We start from the raw sequence: 26,672 nt of genomic DNA on the forward strand, positions 1-26,672 counted from the left end.
CCCTGACGCCGCCGCCGCGCACGAAGGCCGGCGCTCGTCGCGAGCGCCGGTGCTATGTCTGTCCGCCGCGCCGCCTCTGCCGCCGTCGCCGCCGCGCCGCTCCGGCCGCCGCCGCGCCGCTCCGGCCGCCGCCGCGCCGCGCGACAAGAGCCCCCACAGCGCCATGCTCGGAACATCGAACCTCGCGAAATCCTTCGGTGATCGGACCCTCTTCGAGGGCGTCTCGCTCAAGCTGAACCCGGGCTCCCGCTACGGCCTCGTGGGCGCCAACGGCTCGGGGAAGACCACCTTCCTCAAGATCGTGGCCGGCGACGAGCCGGCGACCGAGGGGAACGTCAGCATCCCGAAGGACGCCCGCGTGGGCGTGCTCCGGCAGGACCGGTTCCTCAGCGACGACCAGATCATCCTGGACCTCGCGATGATGGGCGATCGCGTCGTGTGGGAGGCGCTCGTCGAGTCGCGCCGCCTCGCCGAGGACGGCGGCGGCGGCGATCCCGGCCGGGTCGCCGACCTCGAGGACCGCATCCGCGCCCACGACGGCTACACGCTGGAGGCGCGCGCGAGCGCCGTCCTCGAGGGGCTCGGCATCCCGGTCGAGGCGCACCGGCGGCCGCTCTCGACGCTGTCGGGCGGCTTCAAGCTGCGCGTGCTCCTCGCGCAGGTCCTCCTCGGCGGCTCGGACGTGCTGCTGCTCGACGAGCCGACGAACCACCTCGACATCCTCTCGATCCGCTGGCTCGAGAAGTTCCTCGCCGGCTACAAGGGCTGCGCGGTCGTCATCTCCCACGACCAGCGCTTCCTCGACAACGTCGCGACGCACATCCTCGACGTCGACTACGAGACGATCACGCTCTACACGGGCAACTACGCCGCCTTCGTCGTCGAGAAGCAGGCGATCCGCGAGCGCAAGCAGGCCGAGATCGCGCGCGCGGAGAAGATCATCGCCGACAAGCGGGCGTTCGTGGAGCGGTTCGGCGCCAAGGCGACCAAGGCGCGCCAGGCGCAGAGCCGGCTCAAGCAGATCGAGAAGATCGAGGTCGAGGAGCTCGCCGACACGTCGCGGCGCACGCCGGCGTTCCGGTTCGCCGTCCAGCGGCCGAGCGGCCGCGACGTGCTCGAGGCGCGGGGGATCTCGAAGGCGTACGGCGCGAAGCAGGTGCTGCGCGACGTGTCGCTGTCGGTGCGGCGGGGCGAGCGGGTCGCGGTCATCGGGCCGAACGGGCTCGGCAAGTCGACCCTGCTCAAGATCCTCGTGGGCCGGCTAGAAGCCGACGCCGGCGGCGCGTCGTGGGGTCACGAGGCCCGCGTGGGCTACTTCGCGCAGGACCACCGCGAGCTGCTCGTCGACGGGTCGATGACGCCGCTCTCCTTCCTGTGGGCGGCGTGCCCCGACGAGTCGCCGAGCTACGTCCGCGGCCAGCTCGGCAAGGCGCTGTTCTCGGGCGACGAGGTGGAGAAGAGCGTCGGCTCGCTCTCCGGCGGCGAGGCGGCGCGGCTCATCTTCTGCCGGATCATCGTGGAGCGGCCCAACGTGCTCGTGCTCGACGAGCCGACGAACCACCTCGATCTCGAGGCGATCCACGGGCTCGTCGAGGGGCTCAAGGCGTTCGAGGGGACGGTGATCTTCGTCTCGCACGATCGCTTCTTCGTGTCCGAGCTGGCGACGCGCATCCTCGAGGTCACGCCCACGGGCCCGCGCGATTTCCCCGGCACGTACGAGGAGTACCTGGCCGGCTGCGGCGACGATCACCTCGACGCCGACACGGTGGTGCTCAAGGCGAAGCGCGAGCACCAGAAGGCGGCGGCGGCGCCGGAGGCGGGCGGCTCCTGGGAGGAGCAGAAGCGGCGGCGCAACCGGCAGAAGGAGCTGCCGGCGCGGCGCGACAAGGTGCTCGCGGCCATCGAGGCGGCGGAGGCGCGGAAGAAGGCGATCCACGACCTGTACTGCAGCGACGGGTTCTTCGAGCGCACGGGCAAGGCGGAGGTCGCGGCGCTGAACGCCGAGGAGGAGGCGCTCGGGCCGCGGATCGACGCGCTCATGGCGGAGTGGGAGCAGCTCGAGCAGGAGATCGCGGAGCTCGGGGCGCCTTAGCACCGCGGGTCAGAGATCCTGCCAGGGATCTGCCTCGCGAGCCCCCAGAGAGGGTGTTCGTCGCGCGGGGTGGGGCCCCGCCGACCTCGCCGTCAGGCGGGGATCTGCGCGATGTCCTCGCGATCCCAGTGGCGGTGCTGCGCGATCGCCCGGAGCAGCTCGTGGCTGAACGGCACGAGCCCCGCGGGGTCGCGCAGCGTGACGACGCCCTTGTCGGACAGGAGCGGGCCCGCGCCCTGCGCGCCGGCCAGCGCCACGCCCTGGATGAGCGACGACGAGAGGAGCGCCACGCCGTCGCCCGTCGCGCCGATCGCCTTGCAATGCTTGAAGGCCTCGTTGACGAAATGGACGGCCTCGCCCGTCGCCGCGAGCGCCTCGACGCTGGCGCGCCCGCCGGGGACGTAGACCGCGTCGAACATGACCGACCTCGCCGTGAGCAGCGACCTCTCCGCCTCCACCGCGCTGCCGTCGTCGCCGTGGATCGCCCCGAGGCGCGTCGACACCACCTGCGCGTGCGCCCCCGCCGCCTCGAGCGCCGCCTTCACCGCGGCGAGCTCGGCGCCGCTGAACCCGTCGGCCGCGAGCACGGCGACGAGCCGGCTCTTCACCGTGTCCTTCACCGTGTTCTCCATGCTGAGCGCCGGCGAGGCGTCCACGGAGCGCTTGCCCGTCAACCCGCCCTTCGCAGGCGCCTGGGGCTGGCCCGCGGGCGGGGCGACGCCGATGCCCTCGGCGACCAGCCTGCCGAGGTCGATGTCGACCTCGCCGAGCCGCGCGGCCATGCGCTCGCGGATGTGCCGCGTCGCGACGTTGCCGAGCTCGAAGCGCGCGGCGCGGATCAGGTGCTTCTTCTCGGGCGCCGAGAGGCTGTTCCAGAAGAGCCTCGCCTGCGTGATGTGATCCTTGAAGGTGTCGCTCCGCAGGCGCGCCTTGAGCCCGAGGACCCGCTCGGCGTGGTGCACGAAGGCGCCCGACTCCCACGACGCCGTCATCGGACAGCCGCCGGCGAGCGAGTTCGGCACGTAATTCGCCCGGCCCTGCTTGATCCGCTGCTGCATGAAGCCGTCCTGGTTCTGGTTGTGCACCGGAGCCAGCGGGCGGTTGATCGGGATCTGCGGGAAGTTCGGGCCGCCGAGCCGCAGGAGCTGGGTATCGAGGTACGAGAAGTTCCGGACCTGGAGCAGCGGATCGTCGGTGAAGTCGATCCCGGGCACGACGTTGGCCGTGTGGAACGCGACCTGCTCGGTCTCGGCGAAGAAGTTGTCCGGGTTGCGGTTCAGCGTCAGCTTGCCGATGCGGCGCACCGGCACGAGCTCCTCCGGCACGATCTTCGTCGCGTCGAGCAGATCGAAGTCGAAGGCGAACTCGTCGTCTTCCTCGATGATCTGCACGCCGAGCTCGTACTCGGGGTGATCCCCCCGCTCGATCGCGTCCCAGAGATCGCGGCGGTGATAGTCCGGGTCCCTGCCGGCGAGCTCCTGCGCCTCGTCCCAGACATGGGAGTGCACGCCGAGCAACGGCTTCCAGTGCAGCTTGACGAAGCGCGATTTGCCCTGCGCGTTGACGAAACGGAAGGTGTGGACGCCGAAGCCCTCCATCATGCGGAAGCTCCGCGGAATGGCGCGATCCGAGAGCAGCCACATGATCATGTGGGTCGACTCCGGCATCAGCGAGACGAAGTCCCAGAAGGTGTCGTGCGCGGACGAGGCCTGTGGGATCTCCCGGTCTGGCTCCGGCTTGATCGCGTGGACGACATCCGGGAACTTGATGCCGTCCTGAATGAAGAAGACCGGGATGTTGTTGCCGACCAGATCGAAATTCCCCTCGGGCGTGTAGAACTTCGTCGCGAAGCCGCGCACGTCGCGGACCGTGTCCGCCGACCCGCGCGAGCCGACCACGGTGGAGAACCGCACGAAGACCGGCGTCCTGGCGCTCGGATCCTGCAGGAACGCCGCCCTCGTGTACTCGGCCATCGACTCGTAGACCTGGAAGTACCCGTGCGCCCCCGACCCGCGCGCGTGGACGACGCGCTCCGGGATGCGCTCATGGTCGAAGTGCGTAATTTTCTCGCGTAGATGGAAATCCTCGAGGAGCGTCGGCCCTCTGGCCCCTGCCTTGAGCGCGTCGTCGGTGCTGTCGATCCGGATGCCCTGGTCGGTCGAGAGGACCGTGCCGGTCAGGTCCTCGCGGTGAGGTTCCAGGCTATCGATCTTGCTGTGCGCGTTGATCCCCGGGCTCCCGCCCTTCTTGCCTTGTTCGGCCATGCGTCCTCCCCATCCTCCTGCCCGATCTCCGGTGCGCAGGTGGCGATTGGATGCGTGGAGGGGGCGCGCGTCGCGGGACTCTGGCCGAAAAACTGGATAAGCTCGGCGCATGCGCACCGCAGCGGCCGCCGTCGCGGCCCTCGCCCTCACGCTCTCCGTCAGCCCACGCGCCCGCTCCGAGTCGGGATGGGCGGACAAGGGCGTCTGGGCGAGATCGATGACGAACCGGATCTCCGGCGAGATCGACGTGCTCAGTCGGAAAGGGTACGTCGCCCCGTACGGGCAAACGCCGCGGGCCCTCGTCACCGTCGTGAGCTTCGGTGGCCAGGTCGCGCTCGCGGAGGGAACGTACGTCGAGGCGTGGCTCCCCCTCCTCCTCGGACAGGCGCCCATGCTGAGACACGGCGAGAGCACCAGGGACACCAGACCGGTGTTCCTGGTGGGCAATTTGACGGCCGGCGGCCACCTCGCCAGGAAGCTGCTCCCCGAGCTCGTCGTGTATGCCGGGGCGTCGGTGTCTCTGCCGCTCACCTGGGGGCCCAACGCGCGGGAGATCGAGGTCGCGGACGTGGCCTTGATGACACGAGCGTTCTTCGATACGCACCGGACATTCCTGAATCACCTGCCGCTGCGCGTACGCGGCGGCGCCGAGATGAACCTCGAGGAGATCGTCGATTTCCGCACCGATCTAACGGCCTCGCTCGCGCTCTCGTTCGGCAGCGACTCCACCGAGCTGGTCGTGGAGCAGGGCAACGAGCTGCAGCTCGGATACCAGGGGTTCGGCGCCGGGCTGCGGGTCCAGGAGGCGTTCCTCCTCACCGAGCCGGACATGGCGCAGGTCGCGCTGGAGCCCTTCGTGAACTTCGATATGACGATCTTCGAGCTCTTCATGCGGGCCGGGGTCCTCATCCCGATCGATGAGCCCATGGGCTTCGGGTTGGGTGAGCACGGCATGACCACGTTCCGCGTCAACTCGGGCATGAAGTTCTAGGCGTGTACAAAACGCCGAGGACGCCAGGAGAGTTGCTCTCCCTGGCGTCCTCGGGGGCCCGGCGGCTCAGCTCCTCGTCGGAGCGCCGCCGTGGACTCTGTGCAGCGGGCGGCGCCTCAGTGGCCTCGTCCCTTGCGGCTCGCCATGTCGATGCCGACGGCGAGGATGAGGATGATGCCCTTGATGATCGGCTGCCAGAAGCTCTCGGTGTTCATCAGGCTCATGCCGTTGTCGAGCGAGGCCATCACCAGCGCGCCGAGCAGGGCGCCCCAGATCGTGCCCTGGCCGCCGAGGAGCGACGTGCCGCCGATGACGGCGGCGGCGATGGCGTCGAGCTCCATCATGCGGCCGGCGTCCGAGGTCGCGGAGCCGACGCGGGCGGTGAGGACGATGCCCGCGATGGCCGCCATCACGCCCATCAGCGTGAACACGGCGATGAGGTGACGGTTGATGTTGATGCCGGAGTAGAAGGCCGCCTCGCGGTTGCCGCCGATCGCGTAGAGGTGCCGGCCGAACGCGGTGTGCTTCGCCAGCACCGTGAACGCGGCCGCGAGCACGAGCACGAGCAGCACCGGGAACGGGACACCCTGGTACGCGTTCATCAGCGCGGCGAAGGCGATCGTGAACGCGGCGAGCCCGATCCACGGGAGGCGCGCCGGGCCGGTCGCGCGCACGGCCTTGTAGAGCAGCACCACGCAGAGGAGCCCGGCGCCCGCCCAGCCGAGCGCGTGCGGCACGTACGCCTGGCCGACGAACAGGTAAGGACGCGCCGGCGAGATGGATACGCCGCCCGTGGTGCCGAGTATCGCCCCCTGGAAGATCAGCATCCCGCCGAGCGTGACGATGAACGGTGGAATGCGCAGGCGCGCCACGAGCGCGCCCTGCACGAAGCCGAGCAGCGCGCCGAGCGCGAGCGGCAGGAGGAACGCGGCCGGGAGCGGCCAGCCGAGGTTCACGTAGATGATCGCCGACGTGGCGCCGAGCAGGCCGGCCAGCGCGCCGACCGAGAGATCGATCTGGCCCGCGACGATGACCATCACCATGCCGACGGCCAGGATCGAGGTCACCGACATCTGCCGCGCGAGCAGCGTCAGGTTGCGCGGCGTCACGAACGTCCCGTCCGTCGTGATCGAGAAGGCGACCCAGATCGCGATGAGGGAGCCCACCATCGAGAGGGCACGCCAGGGGATACGCACGCGAAGCTTGGCCTCGCTCATTCCGTCACCTTCCTCGTTGCTGCGGCCATCACGCGCTCGGCCGTGGCGTCCTGCCGATCAAGGCAGGCAGTCATCCTTCCCTGGGTGAGGACCAGCACGCGATGGCTCATGCCGAGCAGCTCCGGCAGATCGGAGGAGACGAGCACGACCGCCAGCCCGTCCACCGCGAGCTTGTGGATGAGCTGGTAGATCTCCGCCTTCGCGCCGACGTCGATCCCCCGCGTCGGCTCGTCCAGGAGGAGCACGCGCGGCCCCGTCATCAGCCATTTGCCGATCACGATCTTCTGCTGGTTGCCGCCCGAGAGCTGGTTCGCGAGCGCGAGCGGCCCAGGCGCCTTCGTCCTGAGCGCCCTCATCTGCTCGACCGCCGTGACCTCCCGCTCGGCGTGATCGAGGAAGAGCCCCTTCACGAAGCGCCGCAGGGTCGCGAGCGTGATGTTGTCGAGCAGCGTCCCCTCGAGGACGAGGCCGTACCGCTTGCGATCCTCGCTGACGAGCGCGATGCCCGCGGCGATCGCCTGCGCGGGCGACGTGAACGGCGTCGTGGCGGGCCCGCCGCGCACCGAGAGCGAGCCCGTGACGCGGCTCGTGGCCGCGCCGAAGAGCGTCGAGACCAGCGCGGTGCGCCCGGCGCCCATGAGGCCGCCGATGCCCAGCACCTCGCCGGCGCGCACCTGGAAGCTCACGTCTCGAAGGACGAACCGGCCGGGGTGCCCCGCGTCCTCGACCGACCAGCGCTCGACCGAGAGCGCGACCGGACCGTCCGGCGGCGGCGGGCAGGGATAGAGGTTCGTCACCTCCCGGCCGACCATGTACGAGATGACCTTGTCGGGCGTGAGGTCGGTCCTCGGCTGCGTCGTGATCGACTTCCCGTCCCGGAGCACCGTGATGCGGTCGGCGATCTCGAAGACCTCCTCGAGACGGTGGCTGATGTAGATGCAGGAGACGCCGCGGGCGCGCAGGTCGTCGAGCAGGCGGAGCAGCGTCCTCACGCCGGAGTCGGTGAGCGCCGCCGTGGGCTCGTCGAGGACGAGGATCTTCGCGTCCTTGAGCAGCGCCTTCGCGATCTCGACCATCTGCTGCTGGCCGATGCCGAGGTCCTTGATCGGGCGCTCGGGGTCGACGTCGAGCCCCACGCGCTCGAGCGCCTTGCGCGCCTCGGTCCGCACCGCGTCCCAGTCGATGAGCCCCCCGCGGACCGGCTCGCGCCCGAGCATCAGGTTCTCGGCGATCGTGAGCTCGGGGACGAGCGCGAGCTCCTGCGCGATCAGCGCGATCCGGTGCTCCTCGGCGCTGCGCATGCTGCTGAACTCGACGACACGGCCGTTCAGGCGGATCTCGCCGCCGTACGTGCCGGCCGGGTAGTAGCCGCACAGGGTCTTGATGAGGGTGCTCTTGCCCGCGCCGTTCTCGCCGCAGAGGGCGTGAATCTCACCCTCCCGGAGGTCGAACGACACACCGTCGAGGGCCTTCACGCCCGGGAACTGCTTCGTTATCGATGCGAGCTCGAGGAGAGACATTGGCGTGTGAGCGGGTGCGACGCGCGGCCACGTTTGCCCGGGGCGCGCCCGAGATGCAAGCAATTATTTCGTGGGGGCAGACGGGAGCCGCGCGGCCCGGGCCGTGGCTCGGGCTGGCTAGGAGACGCTGCAGGCGCAGAGTGGATGAGGGCCCTCAGGACGAGGGCCCCCGGGAGGTGGGGAGGGCGCTCAGTTGTAGAAGCCGAGATCGTCGATGTAGACGTCGAACTCGGGCGCGACGCCGACCTGGAACTGGATCGAGTAGAGCTTCGACGCGTCGATCTGGTCGGCGCCCGCCGGAGTGCCCCAGCCGCCCTGCTTCAGGTCCGCGAAGGGAATGGTGAACTGCTGCCACTCCTCGGTGAGGGTCAGCGACTTTTGCCACTTGTCGCACTCATCCGTGCAGACGCTGCCGGCCGGATCCGTGCCCGGGTCCGAGATCATGACGGTCGCCCCCCTCGCGGTGCCCTTGGCCCAGAAGGTGATGCCCGTGTACGCCGAGGCGTCATACGAGGCCTTCTCGCCCTCGGGGCTGTTCAGATCGAAGCCGAACCCGGCGCCCCACTCCTCGAAGCCGGAGCCCCACGAGCGCGCCGCGTAGGTGCTCTGCCCGCGCGCCGGCTCCAGCGCCGTCATCGTGAACGGCGTCTCCCCGGTGCCCTCCGGATCGGGCGGAGGCTCCTGCGTGGCGCCCTCCGTCCCGTCATTGAAGGTGTACCAGTACCCGACCCGGCCGCCGGCGGCGTTGATGGCGTTGTCGTTATCCTCCATGTCGTCGATGATCTCGATCGTCTGCGGGCCGGCGCCCGCACCCGTCGACGCGGAGGTCGAAGAGGCCGACGTCGAGGAGGTCGAGGTGGACGGTTCCGTCGTCCCCGAGGAGGCCGACGTCGCGCCCCCGGTGCCCGTGGTGGCGCCGCTGGCGGTGCCGCCGCCCGCGCCCCCGGATCCCCCGTCGCCGTCGTCGCCGCAGGCCACGAACGCCGCGACCGCCAGACCACAGAGCACCAAGTTCAAGCTACGCAGGAAAATTCTATTCTTCATACGTTATCTCCGTATGTACACGTAGGCTAATCAGGAGTCGCCTTATGCCGGACATCATGTGATTGAAGTTGAAGAGCGTCCTGGCGCGCCGAGTATCGCCTGGAAGTTCAGCCATCGCAACCTTCTTCTCTCCTCACTGCAATCCACCTTGCTCCTCGCGCGCCGTGGAGCGCGCTTTCGCGGCGAAGTCCTGGTTGTGGTCGCTCGCAGCGGCGATGGAGCGCGCGGAGCGTCGTTGGACGTGAGCGGCTGGATCATCGCGAGTGGCCGTCTGATTGCAACATGCCTTCGCGGGCACTCGGGACGAGGCTCGAAGGAGGAAAGATGGGAAGAGCGAAGGCTATCCATCGCGCGCGCGCGGCCGCGCAGCGGGGGGAGCAGGCCGCGCAGCGGGGGGAGCAGGCCGCGGACCGGGCGCGGGGCGGGCGCGAGGGCGCGCCCCCGGCGCAGCGGGAGACAGCTTCGCCGAGAGGTCAGGGCTCCGCGGCAGGGCAGCGCGCGGCGTGCGCGCCGCTGCCGGCGAGGAGAGGAGTCGCGCGGCGGCTCTGGAGCCGCGTGGAGACGGCGGTCTACCGCGCCTACGGGCGGGTCACCGGGCTGTCCGAGGAGCGGCCGGCGCTCGGGGCCGAGATCGCGGCGCCGGTGCTGCGGGCGCTCGGGGTCCCGGAGCCGCGGGTCGCGAGCAGCCTCACGGTGAGCAGGCCGCGCGCGGCGGTGCTGCGCGCGCTGCACGACGCCGAGGGCGTCCGGCGCTTCACGCAGGGCGTCGGGAGCGTGGAGATGGGCGCGGGCGAGGGAGACGCCGCGATCTGGGCGGCGGGCCCGGGCGGGCGCGCGCGGGGGAGGACAGGGCTCGTGTCGCTCGCCGGCGCGCCGGGCGAGCGGGGCACGGAGATCAAGGCCGTGCTGCCCGGCGCGCGGCCGAGAGGGGCCATCGCGCGCGTGGCCGCCAGGCTGATGGCGGAGCTGCCCAGGCGGCGGCTGCGGGGCGACATGCGGCGGCTGAGGCAATGGATCGAGGTCGGCGAGATCCCGACGACGGTGGGGCAACCGTCCGGCCGGACAGGCCGTGAAAGGACGTGACCATGCGAGCGATCTGCTGGAACGGGGTGAATGACGTCGTCGCGGAGTCGGTGCCCGAGCCGAGGATCCTCAGCCCGCAGGACGCGATCGTCCGCGTCTCGCTCTCGTCGGTCTGCGGCTCGGACCTGCACCTGCTCCACGGGTACGTCCCGACCATGAAGGCGGGCGATATCCTCGGGCACGAGTTCCTCGGCGAGGTCGTGGAGACGGGCGCCGACGTGAAGAAGGTCCGGCGGGGCGACCGGGTCGTGGTGTCGTCGATCATCGGCTGTGGGCAATGCGTGTATTGCCAGAGCGAGCTGTGGTCGCTCTGCGACAACTCGAATCCGCACCACGCGGTGGAGGATCGGGTGTTCGGGGACACGACGGCGGCGATCTTCGGCTACTCGCACGCGTTCGGCGGGTTCGCAGGGAGTCACGCGGAGTACGTGCGCGTGCCGTTCGCGGATCACGGCGCGTTCAAGGTGCCCGACGGGGTGCGCGACGAGAGCGCGCTGTTCGCGTCCGACGCGCTCACGACCGGCTACATGGGGGCCGAGCTCTGCGACATCCGCCCGGGCCAGGTCGTGGCCGTGTGGGGGTGCGGCGGCGTGGGTCAGATGGCGATCAAGAGCGCCTATCTCCTCGGCGCCGAGCGCGTCATCGCGATCGACCGGATCCCGGATCGCCTGGCGATGGCGAAGGCGCACGGCGGGGCCGACGTCCTGAATCACGACGAGGTCGACGTGCTGGAGGCGCTCAGCGAGATGACGGGCGGGCGCGGGCCCGACGCCTGCATCGACGCGGTGGGCATGGAGGCCGACGGCGCGGGCCTGCAGCACGCGGTCGACCGGGTGAAGCAGGCGCTCCGGCTGCAGAACGACCGGCCGCTCGTGGTGCGCGAGGCCATCATGGCGTGCCGCAAGGGAGGTACGGTGTCGATCATCGGCGTCTATTCTGGGCTCGCCGACAAGATCCCGCTCGGCGCGCTCATGAACAAGGGGCTCATCGTGAGGACCGGCCAGCAGCACGGGCCGCGGTACATCCCGAGGATGCTCGATCTCATGCAGCGGGGGGACATCGATCCTTCGTACCTCGTGACGCACCGGATGTGCCTGGACGACGGGCCGCGAGGATACCGGCTGTTCGAGGAGCGCGCGCAGGGGTGCATGCGGGCCGTGTTCGCGCCTTGAGGCGCCCGGCCCCCGGCGAGGGAGCTCCCTCGCCGGAGGCCAACGGTGGATCTGGGGGGTGGACCGGCGAGCTAACGACCTTGCTCGGAGGCGGTCTGTTGCTTGGCCAGCGAGGCCTGGATCTGCTGCGCGCGCTTCAGGTGGGTGACCACCTCGCCGCGAATGCGCTGGAGCTCCTGCTTCAAGGACTCGTTCTTCGCCCTCGGGAGGACCTGCTCGTCCAGCATGCGCAGGGTGTAGCGGTGCGTCATCACCTGCGTTGCGATGAACGCCTGGTCGAACTCCCTGGCAGGCCGGCGGCGGAGATAGGCGGCGACGAGCGAGGAATGACCGACGAGCATCGAGCTCACCCGCGTCGGCTCCATCTTGATCCGGAGGCGCACGAGGAGCGCGCCGAGACGGCGCTCCGACTGGCTGTGGGACTCCAGCATCTCCCGCGCGAACTCCCTGACCTCGCGCGACCGCGCCTGCCTGCGCCCGATCATCGCCTGGGTGATCTCGAGCTGGTTGGAGGCCGAGATCACCGCCGCGAGCGCGCCGTCCGATACCTGGATCTGCGGGCTCTGCGGGCGCGCCTGCTGCTGGCCCACCTGCTGCTGGCCCACCTGCTGCTGGCCCACCTGCTGCTGGCCCACCTGCTGCTGGCCCACCTGCTGCTGCGGAGAGAGCTGCGCGCGCTGCTGAGCGTAGCCGCCCCGGCCATACGCATGCGCAGAGCTGCCAACGACGCTCGCGGCGAGCGCGGCGAGCACCGCGACGCGATGCTTGAAATGATGGCGCATCATGGGTGTTTCCCTTCCCTGGTTTCCGCGGAGCGATTCACGGAGAAATCCATGGACGCCCGCGGGTCACTACGTCGGAGCTGTTAAGCAATCGGCGGACCCGCTCTCGACGGAATCGGCGGGACCGCGCTGCTCATCTCGGCGCGCGGCGAGGCGCAGGAAGGGCAGTGGCCGCGCACCCGGGCAGACCGACGGCGCGGCGCCTCAGGGCCTCGCGTCAAGGGCCGACGCCGCGCCGCCTGGCGCAGCGACCGGCGGAGTCGAGATCGCCTCCGCGAAAGACGCTCTCTCCGGCGGAGCCGTGGCGCCCAGAGAGCGCGCGATCCCCGGAAATCCCCGTCGGCGCGGGGGAAAGAGGCCTTGCGGGAGGCCGGCCCCGGTGGTCAAGTGGAGCTCGGCGCGGAGCTGTCCGCCCCGCCCTCTGGCGATGAGCTCGTCCGGAGGCGCTCACGCGCTCGACCATGCCTGACCGCGGCTTCATCCTCACGCCCACGACCCGGGTCGTCTCCGGATGCCCGGAAATCCATCTCTACGCGGTCATGGAGGACGGCGCGCCGGCGCTCGTCATCGAGGACAGGTTCAGGCCCTACTTCTTCGTGCGCGCGCGCGACGAGGACATCGCGCGGCGGATCGCGGGCAACCGGGTCTCCCCCGCGGCGCTCGAGACCCTCGACGGAGAGCCGGTCGTGCGCGTCGACGCCACGCTGCCCCGGGACGCCGCGGCGCTGCGCGACCGGCTCGTCGAGGCCGGCGCCGACTGCCTCGAGGCGGACGTGCGCTTCGCCTACCGCTTCCTCATCGATCGCGGCATCCGCGGGGCATTCGCGGTCTCCGGGCCGTTCGAGCTGCGCCCGGGCGTGGGGCGCGTGTACCGCAACCCGGAGCTCGCCCCCGCGACCTTCGTCCCGGAGCTGCGCGTGCTGTCGCTCGATATCGAGACGAGCCTCGACGGCGAACAGCTCTTTTGCATCGGCCTCGCGGGCGCAGGCGGCGAGCGCTGCCTCCTCGTCCGGGACGCGCCCGTGCCCGGCGGCCTGCCCGATTATGTCGAGCAGCTCCCCGACGAGCGCGCGGTCCTCGAGCGGTTCCTCGCCTATGTCGCGGAGGTAGATCCCGACGTCCTCACCGGCTGGAACATCCCGGACTTCGATCTGCCCGCGATCCAGCGCTATTGCCGCCGCGCCGGGCTGCCGTGCGCGCTCGGGCGGGGCGCGGACGAGATCGCGATCCTGCGCGACCCAGGCTTCACGCGCGAGGCGCGCGCCATCCTCCCGGGGCGCGTGGTCCTCGACGGGCTCGCGCTCCTCCGCAGCGCCTTCATGCGGCTCGACGATTACCGCCTCGAGACCGCGGCGCAGACGATCCTCGGGCGCGGCAAGCTGTTCGGGTCCGACGACCGGGGCGCGCAGATCGAGGCGTCGTACCGCGACGACCCGGCGACGCTCGCGGCGTACAACCTCGAGGACGCCCGCCTCGTGCGGGATCTGCTGGCGAAGACCGGCCTCGTCGAGCTGTCGGTGCGGAGGAGCCTGCTCACCGGCATGCAGGTCGACCGCGTGGGCGCGCAGATCGCCGCGATCGACTCGCTGTACCTGCCGGCGCTCCGCGCCCGCGGCAAGGTCGCGCCGTCGGTGTCGAGCGAGGCGCCCGACGGAGAGGTCGAGATCGCCGGCGGCCTGGTGCTCGATCCGGTGCCCGGGCTCTTCCGCAACATCGTTGTATACGATTACAAGAGCCTCTATCCGAGCCTGATTCGCACCTTCAACATCGACCCGCTGACGTTCGTCGCCGGGGACGGCGCGCCGCCCGAGGCGCTCATCGTGACGCCGGGCGGCGCGGCGTTCCGGCGCGGCGAGCCGGGCATCCTCCCCGAGCTCGTCGCGCGCCTCTGGGACGAGCGGGCCGACGCCCGGCGGGCGGGCGACGAGCGGGGCGCGATGGCCATCAAGATCCTCATGAACTCGCTCTTCGGCGTGCTCGGCTCCCAGGCGTCGCGCCTGTTCTCCCCGGCCGTCGCGAACGCGATCACGAGCGCCGGCCAGCACGTCATCCGGCTGACGGCCGAGGCGGTCCGGAAGGCCGGGCACCGGGTCCTTTACGGCGACACCGACTCGCTCTTCGTCGATATCGGCGAGCCCGACGCCGCGCGCGCGCTCGCCCGCGCCGAGGAGCTCCGCGACGCCGTCGCGGCCTCCGTCGCCGGCGAGATCGGGAGGACCTTCGGGTGCGAGAGCCGGCTGGAGCTCGAGTTCGAGAAGGTCTATGCGCGCTTCCTCCTGCCCGAGCTGCGCGGCGCCGCGCAGGGCAGCAAGAAGCGGTATGCGGGCCTTGTCGCCGGGGACGGCGACAAGCTCGAGATCGTCGGCCTCGAGGCGGTCCGGCGCGACGCGAGCGCCGTCGCGCGGCGCTTCCAGCGGGAGCTGCTCGACCTGGTGTTCCACGATCGCCCGGTCGAGGCCTTCGTGCGGACGTTCGTGGCCGATCTGCGCTCGGGCCGCTTCGACGCGGAGCTCGTCTACAAGAAGGCGCTCCGGAAGCCGCTCGGCGCCTACACGAAGACGACGCCGCCGCACGTCAAGGCGGCGCGCAAGCTGACCGGCGACGCGGGGCGGATCGTGGCGTACGTGATCACGCGCGCGGGGCCCGAGCCGGTCGGCCACACGACGGCGCCGCCGGACTACGATCATTACGTGTCGCAGCAGCTCAGGCCGATCGCGGACTCGGTGCTGCGGTGGCTGGGCGGGCCCGACTTCGACGCGATGACCGGCGCGAAGCGGCAGCTCTCGCTGTTCTGAGCTGCCGCCGGGTCCCACGGCGCCGCGCACGCGCGGCGCCGCGCGGACGCGCCAGAGCTCACCTCGCCGACAGCGCGTCGGCGACGATCGCGCGCGCCTCGTCGAGCACGCGATCGAGGTGCGCCTGGTCCTTGAAGCTCTCCGCGTAGATCTTGTAGACGTCCTCGGTGCCCGAGGGCCGCGCGGCGAACCAGCCGTTCTCGGCGACGACCTTGAGCCCGCCGATCTCGCCGCCGTTGCCGGGCGCGCGGGTGAGCTTCGCGGTGATCGGCTCGCCCGCGAGGGTCGTGGCGCGCACCGCCTCGGGGGAGAGCTTCTTGAGCACGCTCTTCTCGCTCGGCGTGGCCGGCGCGTCGATCCGCGTGTAGAGCGGCGCGCCGAAGCGCTCGGTCAGGTCGCGGTAGTGCTCGGCGGGGTCGCGGCCCGTGCGGGCGAGGATCTCGGCGGCGAGCAGGTCGAGGATGATGCCGTCCTTGTCCGTCGACCACACCTGCCCGTTGCGCCGCAGGAACGAGGCCCCCGCGCTCTCCTCGCCGCCGAAGCCCAGCGAGCCGTCGAGCAGCCCGTCGACGAACCACTTGAAGCCGACCGGCACCTCGCGCAGCGGCCGGCCGAGGTGCTTCGCCACCCGGTCGATCATGCTGCTCGAGACGAGCGTCTTGCCCACCGCCGCGTCAGACCGCCAGTGCGGGCGGTTCTGGTACAGATAGAAAATTGCCACCGCGAGGTAATGGTTCGGGTTCATCAGCCCGGCGCTGCGCGTGACGATGCCGTGGCGATCCGAGTCGGCGTCGTTGCCGAACGCGAGGTCGTAGTCGTCCTTGAGCGCGATGAGGTTCGCCATCGCGTAGGGCGACGAGCAGTCCATGCGGATCTTGCCGTCGTGATCGAGGGGCATGAAGCTGAAGGTGGGGTCGACGGCCTGGTTCACCACCGTCAGATCCAGCCCGAACTTCTCGGCGATCGGGCCCCAGTACGCGATGTTCGAGCCGCCGAGCGGGTCGACGCCGATGCGCAGCTTCGCGCCGCGCACGGCCTCGAGATCCACGACGTTGCCGAGATCGGCGACGTAGGAGCCGATGTAATCGTACGGGTGCGTCGTCGGCGCGCGCAGCGCGGCCTCGTAGGGGATGCGCTTCACGCCCGCGTTGCCGCCGCGGAGCAGCTCGTTGGCGCGATCCTCGATCCAGCCGGTGACGGTGGTGTCCGCGGGCCCGCCGTTCGGCGGGTTGTACTTGATGCCGCCGTCGTCGGGCGGGTTGTGCGACGGCGTGATCACCACGCCGTCCGCGAGCCCGGAGGTGCGCCCGCGGTTCTGGGTGAGGATCGCGTGCGAGATGACCGGCGTCGGCGTGACGCCGTCGCGCTCGGCGAAGATCACGTCGACGCCGTTGGCGGCGAAGACCTCGATGACGGAGCGCTGCGCCGGCTCGGAGAGCGCGTGCGTGTCCATGCCGAGGTAGAGCGAGCCGGTCGTGCCCTGCTTCGCGCGGTACTCGCAGATGGCCTGGGCGACCGCGAGGACGTGCGCCTCGTTGAAGCTGCGCCGCGCGGCCGAGCCGCGGTGGCCGGAGGTGCCGAACGCGACGCGCTGCTGCGGGTCGCCCGGGTCGGGGCTCTCGCTGTAGTACTGCGCGCGCAGCTTGTCCGGATCGATCAGCACGTCGGGCGGGGCTTTACGGCCCGCGAGGGGGTGGAGCGGCATGGGCCTCCGCATAGCCGAGCGCGCGGGACGAGCAAAGCCCTGCGCGAGGCGCTGCGGCCGGATTGCCGCGCGGGTGGCGCTCGGGGATGCTCGCGGCCGTGAACGCGCCGCTCCGGCTGCTGCTCCTCCCCGGCCTCGACGGCACCGGCGCGCTCTTCGAGCCCTTCCTCTCGGCGCTGTCCGGCGAGATCGCGCCGGAGGTGGTCTCCTACCCCGCGGACCGGGCGCTCGACTACGACGCCCTCGAGGCGCTGGTCGCGGAGCGCCTCCCCGCGGACGGGCCGTATGCGCTCCTCGGCGAGTCGTTCTCGGGGCCGCTCGCGCTCCGGCTGGCCTGCCGGCGCCCCGGAGGGCTCGTCGGCGTGGTGCTCGTGGCGACCTTCGTCAGGAACCCGGTGTGGCTCGTCCCGTCGCTCGCGCAGCACCTCGTCGGCCCGTGGCTCTTCCGCCGGCGCGCGCCGGAGCTCGTCTCGCGGCGCTACCTCGTCGGCGCGCGCGCGTCCGCCGACTGGCTCGAGCGCGTGGCCGCGAACGTGGAGACGGTCGATCCTGCGGTGATGGCGGCGCGTGTGCGCGAGGTGCTCGCGGTGGACGCGCGGGCGCTGCTCCAGCGCTGCGCGGTGCCCCTGCTCTACCTGAGCGCCGCGGGCGACGCGCTCGTGCCGCCGCGCGTGCTGCGCGAGCTCCGCCGCCTGCGGCCCGATCTCGAGTGCGTCACCGTGGACGCGCCGCACCTCGTGCTGCAGCTCGCGCCGGAGGCGTCCGCGCTGGCGATCGAGGGATTCCTGAGGCGCGCGGCCGCGCGACCCGGGAGCGCTGCGCCTGGCAGTCCTGGCGATCCGTAGCGCGCCACGGCGCCTCCACAGGCACGGATCCGGCGCCGCCGTGAGGTCGCTTTGCGACTGCGCCCGGAAGCCGAGTAGGCGGGAGGCAGGAGGTGGGATGTGTCCGCCGCGTCAGACGTTCAGGTATTGCGCAATGCTTTCCACATGTTACCGTTCACACCCGATTCTTAATAGTCCTTAAAATGCCAAGGAGACCTCGGTCTACACGCGCCGCCGTGGCCCGGCGCGCGATGTAGCCAGGGGCCGTACCCGGTACGAGCGCCATCGTGACCCGTGGGGTCACGATGGCGCAGCGTTCGAGATCGAAGGGAGTATCACAGTGATTTCACGACGGAAGAACGCCGCCTGCGTGGCGGGCATCATTGGCGGGAGCTTGCTGGTCACGGGTTGCGCCCTGGAGGCGACCGCGGAGGAAACGGCGGAACAGTCGTTCGCGCTCGAGTGCGCGTGCGACCTCCCCACCGAATCGGTCATCACCGTCACTGGGCCGGACCGCTATCGTGTTGAGCAACAGGTCCTGCTCGACGCTCCGGTCGGGAAAGCCTGGGCCAAGCTAGGTTCTCTCGAGCGCTTCTTCGAGATCGCGCTGCCGCACGCCACGGACCTGCACTGGGTCGTTGGCAACGGCAAGTCGGTGGGCGACGAGCTCAATTTCATCCTTGACGGTGGCCTGATCCGGCTGCTCGTCGTGACCCGCGACCATCAGGAGCACCGGTTCGACTATCGGTTGATCGAGCCGTCCCTCGGGATCGAGGAGCTCGAATCCAGCCTGACGCTCCGCGCTTGCGGCAACCGCACGGAGCTCGTCTGGGTGCGGAACTTCCGCATGACGGAGGGGGTCTCCTTCGATCCGCTGAGCCAGGTGGTCGCGCAGGAGTTCGCCAACGTGATCGCCCGCTTCTCCCCCTGACGGCGCGCGCAGGCCGGCGCCCGGGCGCGCTCGTCGCCGTAGTCCTCGTGGCGACCCTCGTCCGGATCGAGCGAGAGCTCGCAGCACAAATGTAACGCCTACAAGCGTTGACCCACACACTCCTGCGCAAGTACGTTGGCCTCGGTCCGGCTGAAGAAGGCGGACATGTGCTGTACGGGCGTCACCGGAGCCCGCTCCCGTCGTCCATGAGGTCATCGGACGAGGCGCCGCGCTCCGTGACGGCTCGGAGAGCCATGCTCGCTGGTTCGCAGCCGGCGTTTGGTGGACTCATCTATCAAGGAGACCTGCTCATGGCACCGAAACAGGCACGCGTGAGGGCGCTCGGTGGTACGGCTCTCGCGCTTCTGGCATCCGTCGTTTCTTCAGGCTGTATCTACGAAGCTGCCGAGGAAGAAGAGACACAAGAGATCTCGAGCCCGCTCTACGACAGCCCGCAGCTCGTGGGGAGCGGCGTGCTGGCGTTGCACGCCGCTCAGAACCTGACCAGGGCGAACGGAAACAATCGGGAATACTGCGGCCTGGTGGTCCGCAAGGCCAACGGTCAGTACCGCGCCGGATCGCCGGTGACGCAGAACTCCCAGACGTTCTGCTCGGCGGGCATCTCGCTCGCTGCGGGCGAGAGCGTCGTCGGCTACTATCATACGCACCCCGCAGGGGTTGAGCCCGAGTTCAGCCCCGAGGACATCGACGACGCTGAGGCCGCCAACCGCATGTACTTCGTGGCGTGCAGCGATGGCTGCGGGTACAGATACGACCCCGCGACGAACATCACCTCGCATCTCGGTTGCTCGTTCTGACGGATCCTGTAGCATCGAACGACGTCACCAGAGGACGCTCCGCTCGGGGCGCTGCAAGGATGAGGTCTTCATGCGGATGACATGGTTGCACTGGTTCGGCGGCGTCGCTGCCGCGACGCTCGGTCTCTGCTCCTGCGCAGCCACCGGCGCGAGAGAAGCGGCGCCGACGAAGGCAGACCATGGCATCCGCTCGCCGGCCACAGGCGCTTCCGCCGGGCAGGGAGCCGGGCGTGGGGCTCCGTGGCCCGGTTGGATCGCTGTCCCCGACCCACGAACCCGCCCGGACGATATCGAGTGTGCCGGGCAGATGTCGGCACCCGTGTGGGGTCTCCGGCGCGACGACGTGGGACGGGTGCTCCCTGTCCAGGTGGACACGTCGGGCCCCGTCGTGGACCCCCTCCCTGTCGAGCTGCCAGCCGAGCTTCGCTCCAGCGTCCCTGCCGGCGCTGCGCGTCGTGTCATCGGTGTGGACGATGGCTGGCTGGTCGCGGTCGACAAAGGGGAGTTCGGCGCGGGTCTCTTCTGGGTCGACAAGACGGGTACGCGAGGACGCCGGGTCGACGCGGCGCTGGACGAGCGGATCCGATGGATCTCACGCGTCCCGTTCGGGCTCATCGGGGTTGCCGGGCTGTGCCATGGCGAGGCGTGCGCGCGGCGGACGACGGTCTACCGGATCGAGCGCGACGAGCGGGGTGACTGGGCGCTCACGGCGCACGCGGAGGTCGCCGGTTGCCCCGCCGCGCGCGCGATCGATCCAGGCGCCGACGCGGTGCTCATCGGCGCGTGCGGCGCGCTGTACCGGGTGACCAAGGCGGGTGTGGACAAGGTGGGTGAGTGGTCGAACCTGCTGATACCGCGCGCGCTCGACGCGTCGGTGACAGGAGACGGGCACGGCGACTACTACGTGAGCTTCGGCCGGCTGATCGCGCGGTTCCCGGGCAGCGGAGAGCCGGACTGGTTCGCGCCGGCTTCATGCGCGGGCGTGCAGCGTGGAGCAGGAGGAGAGTGCTCCTGCGTCGGATCGAGGAGCTCGAATCTACGCTGACGCTCCGGGCTTGCGGCAATCGCACGGAGCTCGTGTGGGTCCGCGACTTCCGCATGACGGAAGGGGTCTCCTTCGATCCGCTGAGCGAGGTGGTCGCGCAGGAGTTCGGCAACCTGATCGCCCGATTCTCACCCTGACCGGGGCTTTCGTCGAGCCGCGCCTGGCCCCGCGCCTCCCGGCGGTCACCTGGTGAAGCTGATATCGTCGATGTAGACGTCGAAGTCCTCGCCCTGCGCGAACCGGAACTCGATCGCGTAGAGCGCCGCGAGGTCGATGGCCTGGGCGGTGGGCTCGGCGCCCCAGCCCTCGCGCGCGAGCTCCTCGAAGGGGATCACGACCTGGGACCACTCCGCGCCGAGGCTCGTCGCGTAGGACCAGTGGTCGTAGCACCGATCGGGATCGCCCACGCCCGCCGACTCATCGCAGATCCCGCCCGCGGGCTCCGAGACAGTGTCCGAGATGTTGACCTTCATGGTCGCCGTCGCGCCCGCGTCGCCGAGCCTGGCCCAGAACACGATGCCGGTGTACGCCGACGCGTCGTAGGCGAGCGCGACCATGTCGGGGCGGTTCAGCGGGAAGCGGACCCCGGCGCCCCAGTCCGTGAAGCCGGACCCGAACGTGTGCATCGCCATCGTGCTCTGGCCGCGCGGCGGCGTGAGCGCCTCCGGGAGGAACCCGACGTGCAACTCCTCCGTGGAGACCGGGGGAGTCTGCGTGCCTGTCCCATCGTTGTAGCTGTACCAGTAGCCGGCCCTGCCGCCCGCCTTCTCGATGGCGCCGTCGCCGTCTTCCATGTCGTCGATCAGATCGACGTCCGTGGAGCCGACCGGCTCGCCCCCGCCCGCCCCGCCGCTGGCCGCGCTGGCCGTGACCGACGACATACCGCCCGACCCGCCGCCCGCTTCTTCCACCGGGTGGTAAGGGTCGTCCAGCCCCGCGAGCGTCGTGCACCCGCCGGCTGCGAGCGTCCACGCCGCCCACATCCATGCTGCGCGCCTCTTCACCATTTCTCCTCCTACCACCGCCGCGCCGGCGCGGTCCACGGCCTCGCGGCGCCCTGGTGCCGCTTCCCTCGGGTCTTTCTACCCCTTCGCTCTGACGGCGGGGCGGGCGCGCCGCGCCCTCGCCTCCGGCGGGCCCGCGCGGCGAACGAAGTCGACGAACGCGCGCAGCGTCGGCGGCGTCTGCCGGCGGCTCGGGTAATACAGATAGAAGCCCGGGAACGACGGCGACCAGGACGAGAGGACCTGCGTCAGCTTCCCGGCCTCGACCAGCGGCCTCGCCTGCTCGTCGAACACGTAGGCGATGCCCACGCCGTCCGCCGCGGCGCGCAGCGCGAGGTCCACGTCGTTGACGATGAGCGGGCCGTCGACCGCGACCTCGAGGGACTGCTTCCCTTTCTCGAACTCCCAACGATACAGGCTGCCGTCCGTCGGCCACCGCGTGTTGATGCAGCGGTGCCGGTGCAGGTCGCGCGGGGTCGCGGGGACGCCGTGGCGCGCGAGATAGCCCGGCGACGCCACCGCCATCATCGTGAGATCACCGCTCAGCCTCACGGCCACCATGTCCTTCTCGAGGCGCTCGCCCAGCCGGACGCCGGCGTCGAAGCGGCGCGCGACGATGTCGGCGATCGCGTCCTCGACCACCACGTCGAGCACGATGTCCGGGTGCGCCTCGAGGAACCGGCCGAACAGGGGGGCGAGCGCCCAGACCGCGGCCACCCGCGCCGAGTTGATCCGGAGCACGCCCGCGGGCCTGTCCCCGAGCGCCTTCACGTCGGCGACCGCCGCGTCCAGCTCGGTCAGCGCCGGGGCCAGCCGCGAGAGCAGCCGCGCCCCCGCCTCGCTCGGCGCGACGCTGCGCGTGGTGCGATTCAGGAGGCGCACGCCGAGCCGCTCCTCCAGCCCCCGGATCGTCTGGCTCAGGGCCGACGGCGAGACGCGCAGGTGCGCCGCCGCGCGGGCGAAGCTGCCGTGCTCCACGATGGCCGCGAACGCTGTCAGATCGGCGAACTCTCTCCCGCGCATTGTGTACCCCTGGCTTAACAGGCTCGTTCGATCATGTAGGATTTTTTGCCGGGAGCCAGCGCCGTAAGGTCCGGGTCCAGGCAGGGCGCCTGACGCGCCCGCCGCACCTGTGGAGCCAACCATGACCAACGCTCTCTCTCTCGACACCTACCGGATGCTGGGGCGCTCGGGCCTCCGCGTCTCCCCGCTGGCCCTCGGCACGATGACGTTCGGCGCCGACTGGGGCTGGGGCAGCGACAGCGACGAGTCGAGGCGCATCCTCGATGCCTACCTCGACCGAGGGGGGAACTTCATCGACACGGCCAACAAGTACACGAACGGCACGTCGGAGCGGCTCCTCGGCGAGCTCGTCGGCGACCGGCGCGAGCGCCTCGTGCTGGCCACCAAGTACACGCTGAGCATGCGCCCGGGAGATCCCAACTCGGGCGGCAACCACCGCAAGAGCATGGTGCGCTCGGTCGAGGCGAGCCTCGGGCGGCTCAGGACCGATTACATCGATCTCCTGTACCTGCACGCCTGGGATGGAACCGCGCCCGTGGAGGAGATCCTGCGCGCGATGGATGATCTCGTCCGGGCGGGCAAGGTGCTTTATGTCGGCATCTCCGACACGCCGGCCTGGCAGGTCTCCCGCATGCAGGCGATCGCGGACCTGCGCGGGTGGTCGCCGCTCGTCGCGCTGCAGATCGAATACAGCCTCATCGAGCGCACCGTCGAGCGGGAGCTCATCCCGATGGCGCAGGAGATGGGCCTCGGGGTCATCCCGTGGTCGCCGCTCGGCAGCGGCGTGCTCACCGGGAAGTACACGAGGGCCGATCTGGACGCCGGCGGCGGCACGGCAGCCGCCTCCGGCACGCGCAAGAACGTCGCCGCCGCCAACGGCTCGCTGACGGAGCGGGGCCTCGGCATCGCCGAGGTGGTGAAGGCGGTCGCGGCCGAGAGCGGCAAGACGCCGGCGCAGATCGCGCTCGCCTGGGCGCTGCTCCACCCGGCCGTGACCGCGCCGATCATGGGCGCGCGGACGCTGGGGCAGCTCGAGGACAACCTGGGCGCGCTCGACGTGCGGCTGACGGACGGCCAGCGCGCCCGGCTCGAGCAGGCCAGCGCCGTCGAGCTCGGCTTCCCGCACGATTTCCTGGCGCGGCCGATGACCCGGGGCGTGATGTTCGGCGACGTGAAGCTCGCCGCGCGGCGGTGAGCCGAGCTGATCGCGCGGCGGTGGACTCAGGATCTGCGGCTCACAGCGGTCTCTGCTTCGCGGCCGCCTCGAGCCAATCCGCGCACGCGCCGTCGTCGGCGGGCGGCTGCGCGCCCTTCAGGAGATACCACGCCTCCCGGTGCTGCGCGCGGGCGCCCGGCGCCACGCGCTGCAGCGGGCCGAGCGACTCCACCTCGAGCATGTTCTGGTCCGTGAAGGTCTCGAAATTGACCCCCATGTCCGGGTAGGTGGCGCCCTCGACGAACGGGAACCGCTTCAGGAACACGTTCCCGTGGTTCGCGTACGCCGCGTAGCCCTGGCTCAGGAGCATACCCACCTTCTGCGGGCCCTTGCCGGCCACCTGCCGGAGGCGGAGCACGCGCTTGCCCCAGGTCCACCGGGGATCGGCCATGTCGGTATACGGCCAGAGCACGAGGGGCCGCGCGGGCAGGAGGCGGTCGGGGTGCGGGAAGAACGGGGCGTGCGGGAACAGGCACTCGCCGCCGCCCGCCATCACGGTGAGCGCCCACGGCGTGAACTCGACGGCATAGGCACTGTGGTTCTCGATCGCATGATCGAGGACGAACCTGCCCGCCGCGGGATCCGCCGTGATCCGGATCTCCTTCTGCATTCCGTACCTGTCCGCCGGGGACCGGAACACGTGCGCGCCGTTCTCCTCCCGGTGCTCCACCGGATCGTTGTCGGGCTGCAGCGTCCGCTGCGCGTCCTCGGGGCCGATCCAGAGCCGGTGGCCGCCATAGAACCTGTACTTGGTCCCGCCGGTCGCGCCCATGTCCTCGGGGATCTCGGAGAGCTCATTCGGACCGCCGACGACGCCATACCGGATGATCCGCGGGCCGATGTCGAGGGTGACGACGAGCTCCGTGTCGCCGCAGACGAGCCGCGCAGCGCGCTTCCAACCACCGTAGGAAATGATCTCCATGACGGAGGTCCGTACCGCAGAACCGGAGCGCGCTTCAACCCCGACCTCCCGTGGCGCGCCCCCCGGGCGCTGCCTCGGGGAGCTCCGCATCGCGCTCGGCTGGCCGCGCGGCGGCCGTCCGTCACGTCCTCCTGCCGACGAACCCCTCCGGAGGCGCGAAGTCGGCCGGGCGGCCGCCCAGGGCGATGGCGACGGAGCGCTGCCAGTAGCGATCGCCGAGGTCGAGCGCGAAGTCCTGCAGCGACGGCAGCGCGTGCGCGCGGCTCGAGGCGGCGGCGATCGCGCGGAGGAGCGGGACGGTGAGGAGGGAGCTCTGCCGCGGCACCCCGAGCTGATCGGCGAGATCCTCGCCCAGCACGCTGCGGGAGACGCTGCAGAAGACGGCGACGAGCTGCTCGGCGCGACGGCGCTGGCGCTCGGTCCACCCGCTGTTGATGCCGTGGGAGAGCAGCGCGCTCACGAGCAGGCGCGAGTCGTTGTCCGGGGCGCCCTGCGTGAGGAAGATCATCTCGGCGAGGCGCCTCGCCTCGGCGCAGGACCCGGGGATGAGCTCCGGCTCGACGCCGATGACATGGGCGACGTAGCGCCAGAGGTGGACGAGGTCCTCTTTCTGCGCGGGCGGGATGTGGTAGCCGAGCTTGTCGAAGCCGTCGAGCACGGCGACCGAGAAGAGCAGCGCGGTCGCGACCATGTCGTGCTGGTTGATCGGCTCGCCCCAGAGCTCCGTCTTCCACCGGCCGCTCGCGCGGATGAGGCGCCGCACCTGGGCGTGCATGACGCGCACCTTCACGGTGATCGCGAAGCCCTCGCCGGAGCGGCGCATCCCGCCCGCGAGGCTCACGGCGTGGACGAACCGGCTCGTCTCGCCGAGGCGGCGCGGGGCCTGCTCGCGGAGCCTCCCCGAGAAGACGAGCGGCTTGTTCCCGCCCGGCGAGGCGTACCCGAGGATGAGCGCCTGCATCGCGAGCAGGATGCCGCCGAGCATGCCCGTGCGCAGGAACGCCGTCCCGCCGCGGTTCACGGCCTCCCAGTCGACCCAGAGCGGCACGTGATCGACCGCCGCGAAGAGCGCGCGCAGCTCGGCCGGGGCGTCGGGCACCGCGTCGATGCCGCGCGCGAGGGCGGCCTCGAGCTGGCGGAAGCCCTGCCCCGACGGCATCGACGCGAACGCGTCCACGACGGCGTCGGCGACCGGATCGACGCGGTGCAGGAAGGGGGCCAGGCGATCGAGCTGATCACCAAAGCGGCGGCGGGCTTCTGCGGTGTCCTGGAAACGAGCAGGGATCGGCGGGTGCTTCATGCGGCGGGTTCGAATGCCTTGGCACACGGCCGGCGTTCGGCAAAGGCGCGCCGCGCGCAGGGCGCCCGGCGAGCGCAGGCGCGAGCGCGTGAGCGGTGGTGTCGCTCACGGCGCGCTCTCCGCTGGACGTCTCGACGGTCAGGAGTCCGTCTCGCGCGACACATCCATCCGCTCGGCGCTCCGGCGGATGACCTCGGTGAGGTCGTATGTCTTGCGCTGCGCCAGGCAGAACCTGAGCCCCTCCCGGAGGCTGCGCATCGGGCTCAGCTCGTCGAGCGAGACGCCGATCGTCACGAGCGTGCCCGCGACGTGACCGCCCAGCCCGGTGAGGATGCAGCGCGCGCCGAGGAGTTGCACGGCCTGGGCCAGCTTGATGAGGTGCTGGGCGGTCATCGTGTCGACGACCGTCACGCCGGTGAGGTCGAGGATCACCCACTCGACGTCGCTGTCGTCCGCGACGCGCGCGAGGAGCCGCTCGGTGACCTCGACGGCGCGCACCGAGTCGAACAGCCCGACGAGCGGGAGCGTGAGGATGCCGTGCCAGATGTCGATGATCGGCACCGAGAGCTCCCGGATCGCGCGCTCCTGGCGCTGGATCGTCTCGAGCTGGCTCTCGAGCTCGCGCTTGGAGGCGGCGAGCGCGGCGAGCGCCTGGGTGTTCTGCTGCGTGGCCTCGGAGAGCTCGGAGAGGAAGACGCGCAGCGCCTCCTCGACCACCCCGAAGGAGTCCTGCGCGACACCATCGAGGAGCTTCAAGGCGAGCTCGATCTCTCCCGCGGACGCGAGCGCAACCGCGTTGATGACGCGCTGCATTCGGCGCTCCTCGAAGGAGATCATCTTCTCGGGTTCTTGCATGGGCTCCTGTGCAATCTCACAGATACCCTATCTCCGGCGCGGCAGGAAGGTGGCCTCTCGGCGCAGGGC

23 protein-coding genes are annotated in these 26,672 nt (G+C 70.8%); 12 read left to right on the forward strand and 11 right to left on the reverse strand.

Features of this window, described 5'->3' with window-relative positions; translation table 11 throughout:
* Positions 1 to 163 precede the first annotated feature (163 nt).
* Positions 164 to 2,092, forward strand: a complete 1,929-nt coding sequence (locus WME96_RS29825) for an ABC-F family ATP-binding cassette domain-containing protein (protein ID WP_437284986.1) — start codon at positions 164 to 166, stop codon at positions 2,090 to 2,092.
* 92 nt (positions 2,093 to 2,184) lie between these two features.
* On the opposite strand, the gene WME96_RS29830 is transcribed toward WME96_RS29825, so the two are convergent.
* Positions 2,185 to 4,356, reverse strand: a complete 2,172-nt coding sequence (locus WME96_RS29830) for a catalase (protein ID WP_437284987.1) — start codon at positions 4,354 to 4,356, stop codon at positions 2,185 to 2,187.
* A gap of 109 nt (positions 4,357 to 4,465) precedes the next feature.
* Here WME96_RS29830 and WME96_RS29835 point away from each other — a divergent pair, with 109 nt between their 5' ends.
* Positions 4,466 to 5,347, forward strand: a complete 882-nt coding sequence (locus WME96_RS29835) for a hypothetical protein (RefSeq protein ID WP_437284988.1) — start codon at positions 4,466 to 4,468, stop codon at positions 5,345 to 5,347.
* 116 nt (positions 5,348 to 5,463) lie between these two features.
* On the opposite strand, the gene WME96_RS29840 is transcribed toward WME96_RS29835, so the two are convergent.
* From WME96_RS29840 to WME96_RS29850, 3 genes are all read right to left on the reverse strand, one after another.
* On the reverse strand, positions 5,464 to 6,564 hold the full coding sequence (locus WME96_RS29840; protein ID WP_061615725.1) for a sugar ABC transporter permease: 1,101 nt from the start codon (positions 6,562 to 6,564) through the stop codon (positions 5,464 to 5,466).
* Positions 6,561 to 8,084: a sugar ABC transporter ATP-binding protein gene (locus WME96_RS29845; RefSeq protein ID WP_437284989.1), complete on the reverse strand. Its 1,524-nt coding sequence runs from the start codon at positions 8,082 to 8,084 to the stop codon at positions 6,561 to 6,563. The genes WME96_RS29840 and WME96_RS29845 overlap by 4 nt, the downstream gene beginning before the upstream one ends.
* A gap of 189 nt (positions 8,085 to 8,273) precedes the next feature.
* On the reverse strand, positions 8,274 to 8,855 hold the full coding sequence (locus tag WME96_RS29850; RefSeq protein WP_437284990.1) for a CIA30 family protein: 582 nt from the start codon (positions 8,853 to 8,855) through the stop codon (positions 8,274 to 8,276).
* 7 nt (positions 8,856 to 8,862) lie between these two features.
* Here WME96_RS29850 and WME96_RS29855 point away from each other — a divergent pair, with 7 nt between their 5' ends.
* The 3 genes from WME96_RS29855 to WME96_RS29865 all read left to right on the forward strand — a co-directional run bounded on the left by WME96_RS29855 (position 8,863) and on the right by WME96_RS29865 (position 11,383).
* Positions 8,863 to 9,153, forward strand: coding sequence for a hypothetical protein (locus WME96_RS29855; protein WP_437284991.1), 291 nt, complete (start codon positions 8,863 to 8,865; stop codon positions 9,151 to 9,153).
* A gap of 299 nt (positions 9,154 to 9,452) precedes the next feature.
* On the forward strand, positions 9,453 to 10,211 hold the full coding sequence (locus tag WME96_RS29860; RefSeq protein ID WP_437284992.1) for a hypothetical protein: 759 nt from the start codon (positions 9,453 to 9,455) through the stop codon (positions 10,209 to 10,211).
* A gap of 2 nt (positions 10,212 to 10,213) precedes the next feature.
* On the forward strand, positions 10,214 to 11,383 hold the full coding sequence (locus WME96_RS29865) for a zinc-dependent alcohol dehydrogenase (protein WP_437284993.1): 1,170 nt from the start codon (positions 10,214 to 10,216) through the stop codon (positions 11,381 to 11,383).
* Between the two features lie 71 nt (positions 11,384 to 11,454).
* Here the strand turns inward: WME96_RS29865 and WME96_RS29870 are convergent, their stop codons facing one another.
* Positions 11,455 to 12,168: a DUF4142 domain-containing protein gene (locus WME96_RS29870; protein ID WP_437284994.1), complete on the reverse strand. Its 714-nt coding sequence runs from the start codon at positions 12,166 to 12,168 to the stop codon at positions 11,455 to 11,457.
* A gap of 458 nt (positions 12,169 to 12,626) precedes the next feature.
* On the opposite strand from WME96_RS29870, the gene WME96_RS29875 reads away from it, so the two are divergent.
* A complete protein-coding gene (locus tag WME96_RS29875; protein WP_437284995.1) occupies positions 12,627 to 14,960 on the forward strand; it encodes a DNA polymerase II in 2,334 nt (777 codons plus the stop codon).
* A 58-nt stretch (positions 14,961 to 15,018) separates the two neighbouring features.
* Here WME96_RS29875 and pgm read toward each other — a convergent pair whose 3' ends face one another.
* Entirely contained in the window at positions 15,019 to 16,665 is a 1,647-nt protein-coding gene (gene pgm / locus WME96_RS29880) for a phosphoglucomutase (alpha-D-glucose-1,6-bisphosphate-dependent) (RefSeq protein WP_437284996.1), read from the reverse strand.
* Between the two features lie 98 nt (positions 16,666 to 16,763).
* Between pgm and WME96_RS29885 the strand changes: the two genes are divergently transcribed.
* The 5 genes from WME96_RS29885 to WME96_RS29905 all read left to right on the forward strand — a co-directional run bounded on the left by WME96_RS29885 (position 16,764) and on the right by WME96_RS29905 (position 20,420).
* A complete protein-coding gene (locus WME96_RS29885; protein ID WP_437284997.1) occupies positions 16,764 to 17,510 on the forward strand; it encodes an alpha/beta fold hydrolase in 747 nt (248 codons plus the stop codon).
* Between the two features lie 319 nt (positions 17,511 to 17,829).
* A complete protein-coding gene (locus WME96_RS29890) occupies positions 17,830 to 18,420 on the forward strand; it encodes an SRPBCC family protein (protein WP_437284998.1) in 591 nt (196 codons plus the stop codon).
* A 311-nt stretch (positions 18,421 to 18,731) separates the two neighbouring features.
* Entirely contained in the window at positions 18,732 to 19,238 is a 507-nt protein-coding gene (locus tag WME96_RS29895; RefSeq protein WP_437284999.1) for a DUF4329 domain-containing protein, read from the forward strand.
* 307 nt (positions 19,239 to 19,545) lie between these two features.
* Positions 19,546 to 20,283: a hypothetical protein gene (locus tag WME96_RS29900; protein ID WP_437285000.1), complete on the forward strand. Its 738-nt coding sequence runs from the start codon at positions 19,546 to 19,548 to the stop codon at positions 20,281 to 20,283.
* Positions 20,244 to 20,420: a hypothetical protein gene (locus WME96_RS29905; protein ID WP_437285001.1), complete on the forward strand. Its 177-nt coding sequence runs from the start codon at positions 20,244 to 20,246 to the stop codon at positions 20,418 to 20,420. Before WME96_RS29900 ends, WME96_RS29905 begins: the two co-directional genes overlap by 40 nt.
* Positions 20,421 to 20,465: 45 nt before the next feature.
* Here the strand turns inward: WME96_RS29905 and WME96_RS29910 are convergent, their stop codons facing one another.
* Together WME96_RS29910 and WME96_RS29915 are read right to left on the reverse strand one after the other, a co-directional pair.
* The gene (locus tag WME96_RS29910) at positions 20,466 to 21,287 is read right to left on the reverse strand and encodes a hypothetical protein (protein WP_437285002.1); all 822 of its coding nucleotides are present in this window, start codon (positions 21,285 to 21,287) and stop codon (positions 20,466 to 20,468) included.
* Positions 21,288 to 21,365: 78 nt separating this feature from the next.
* Positions 21,366 to 22,310: a LysR family transcriptional regulator gene (locus WME96_RS29915; RefSeq protein ID WP_437285003.1), complete on the reverse strand. Its 945-nt coding sequence runs from the start codon at positions 22,308 to 22,310 to the stop codon at positions 21,366 to 21,368.
* 121 nt (positions 22,311 to 22,431) lie between these two features.
* Between WME96_RS29915 and WME96_RS29920 the strand changes: the two genes are divergently transcribed.
* A complete protein-coding gene (locus tag WME96_RS29920) occupies positions 22,432 to 23,505 on the forward strand; it encodes an aldo/keto reductase (RefSeq protein WP_437285004.1) in 1,074 nt (357 codons plus the stop codon).
* 40 nt (positions 23,506 to 23,545) lie between these two features.
* On the opposite strand, the gene WME96_RS29925 is transcribed toward WME96_RS29920, so the two are convergent.
* From WME96_RS29925 to WME96_RS29935, 3 genes are all read right to left on the reverse strand, one after another.
* Positions 23,546 to 24,448: a hypothetical protein gene (locus WME96_RS29925; RefSeq protein ID WP_437285005.1), complete on the reverse strand. Its 903-nt coding sequence runs from the start codon at positions 24,446 to 24,448 to the stop codon at positions 23,546 to 23,548.
* 121 nt (positions 24,449 to 24,569) lie between these two features.
* A complete protein-coding gene (locus tag WME96_RS29930; protein WP_437285006.1) occupies positions 24,570 to 25,748 on the reverse strand; it encodes an oxygenase MpaB family protein in 1,179 nt (392 codons plus the stop codon).
* Positions 25,749 to 25,886: 138 nt separating this feature from the next.
* Positions 25,887 to 26,603, reverse strand: coding sequence for an STAS domain-containing protein (locus WME96_RS29935; RefSeq protein ID WP_437285007.1), 717 nt, complete (start codon positions 26,601 to 26,603; stop codon positions 25,887 to 25,889).
* Positions 26,604 to 26,672 lie beyond the last annotated feature (69 nt).

The organism is Sorangium sp. So ce406, assembly GCF_051474675.1.
Taxonomy (GTDB): domain Bacteria; phylum Myxococcota_A; class Polyangia; order Polyangiales; family Polyangiaceae; genus Sorangium; species Sorangium cellulosum_G.

Coding starts and splice junctions, on each gene's coding strand:
- pgm (WP_437284996.1), bottom strand. CDS start 16,665: ATGCCGCTCCACCCCCTCGCGGGCCGTAAAGCCCCGCCCGACGTGCTG.
- WME96_RS29855 (WP_437284991.1), top strand. CDS start 8,863: ATGATCTCGATCGTCTGCGGGCCGGCGCCCGCACCCGTCGACGCGGAG.
- WME96_RS29895 (WP_437284999.1), top strand. CDS start 18,732: ATGGCACCGAAACAGGCACGCGTGAGGGCGCTCGGTGGTACGGCTCTC.
- WME96_RS29860 (WP_437284992.1), top strand. CDS start 9,453: ATGGGAAGAGCGAAGGCTATCCATCGCGCGCGCGCGGCCGCGCAGCGG.
- WME96_RS29870 (WP_437284994.1), bottom strand. CDS start 12,168: ATGATGCGCCATCATTTCAAGCATCGCGTCGCGGTGCTCGCCGCGCTC.
- WME96_RS29925 (WP_437285005.1), bottom strand. CDS start 24,448: ATGGAGATCATTTCCTACGGTGGTTGGAAGCGCGCTGCGCGGCTCGTC.
- WME96_RS29920 (WP_437285004.1), top strand. CDS start 22,432: ATGACCAACGCTCTCTCTCTCGACACCTACCGGATGCTGGGGCGCTCG.
- WME96_RS29935 (WP_437285007.1), bottom strand. CDS start 26,603: ATGCAAGAACCCGAGAAGATGATCTCCTTCGAGGAGCGCCGAATGCAG.
- WME96_RS29915 (WP_437285003.1), bottom strand. CDS start 22,310: ATGCGCGGGAGAGAGTTCGCCGATCTGACAGCGTTCGCGGCCATCGTG.
- WME96_RS29830 (WP_437284987.1), bottom strand. CDS start 4,356: ATGGCCGAACAAGGCAAGAAGGGCGGGAGCCCGGGGATCAACGCGCAC.
- WME96_RS29850 (WP_437284990.1), bottom strand. CDS start 8,855: ATGGAGGATAACGACAACGCCATCAACGCCGCCGGCGGCCGGGTCGGG.
- WME96_RS29930 (WP_437285006.1), bottom strand. CDS start 25,748: ATGAAGCACCCGCCGATCCCTGCTCGTTTCCAGGACACCGCAGAAGCC.
- WME96_RS29825 (WP_437284986.1), top strand. CDS start 164: ATGCTCGGAACATCGAACCTCGCGAAATCCTTCGGTGATCGGACCCTC.
- WME96_RS29835 (WP_437284988.1), top strand. CDS start 4,466: ATGCGCACCGCAGCGGCCGCCGTCGCGGCCCTCGCCCTCACGCTCTCC.
- WME96_RS29900 (WP_437285000.1), top strand. CDS start 19,546: ATGTCGGCACCCGTGTGGGGTCTCCGGCGCGACGACGTGGGACGGGTG.
- WME96_RS29840 (WP_061615725.1), bottom strand. CDS start 6,564: ATGAGCGAGGCCAAGCTTCGCGTGCGTATCCCCTGGCGTGCCCTCTCG.
- WME96_RS29875 (WP_437284995.1), top strand. CDS start 12,627: ATGCCTGACCGCGGCTTCATCCTCACGCCCACGACCCGGGTCGTCTCC.
- WME96_RS29845 (WP_437284989.1), bottom strand. CDS start 8,084: ATGTCTCTCCTCGAGCTCGCATCGATAACGAAGCAGTTCCCGGGCGTG.
- WME96_RS29865 (WP_437284993.1), top strand. CDS start 10,214: ATGCGAGCGATCTGCTGGAACGGGGTGAATGACGTCGTCGCGGAGTCG.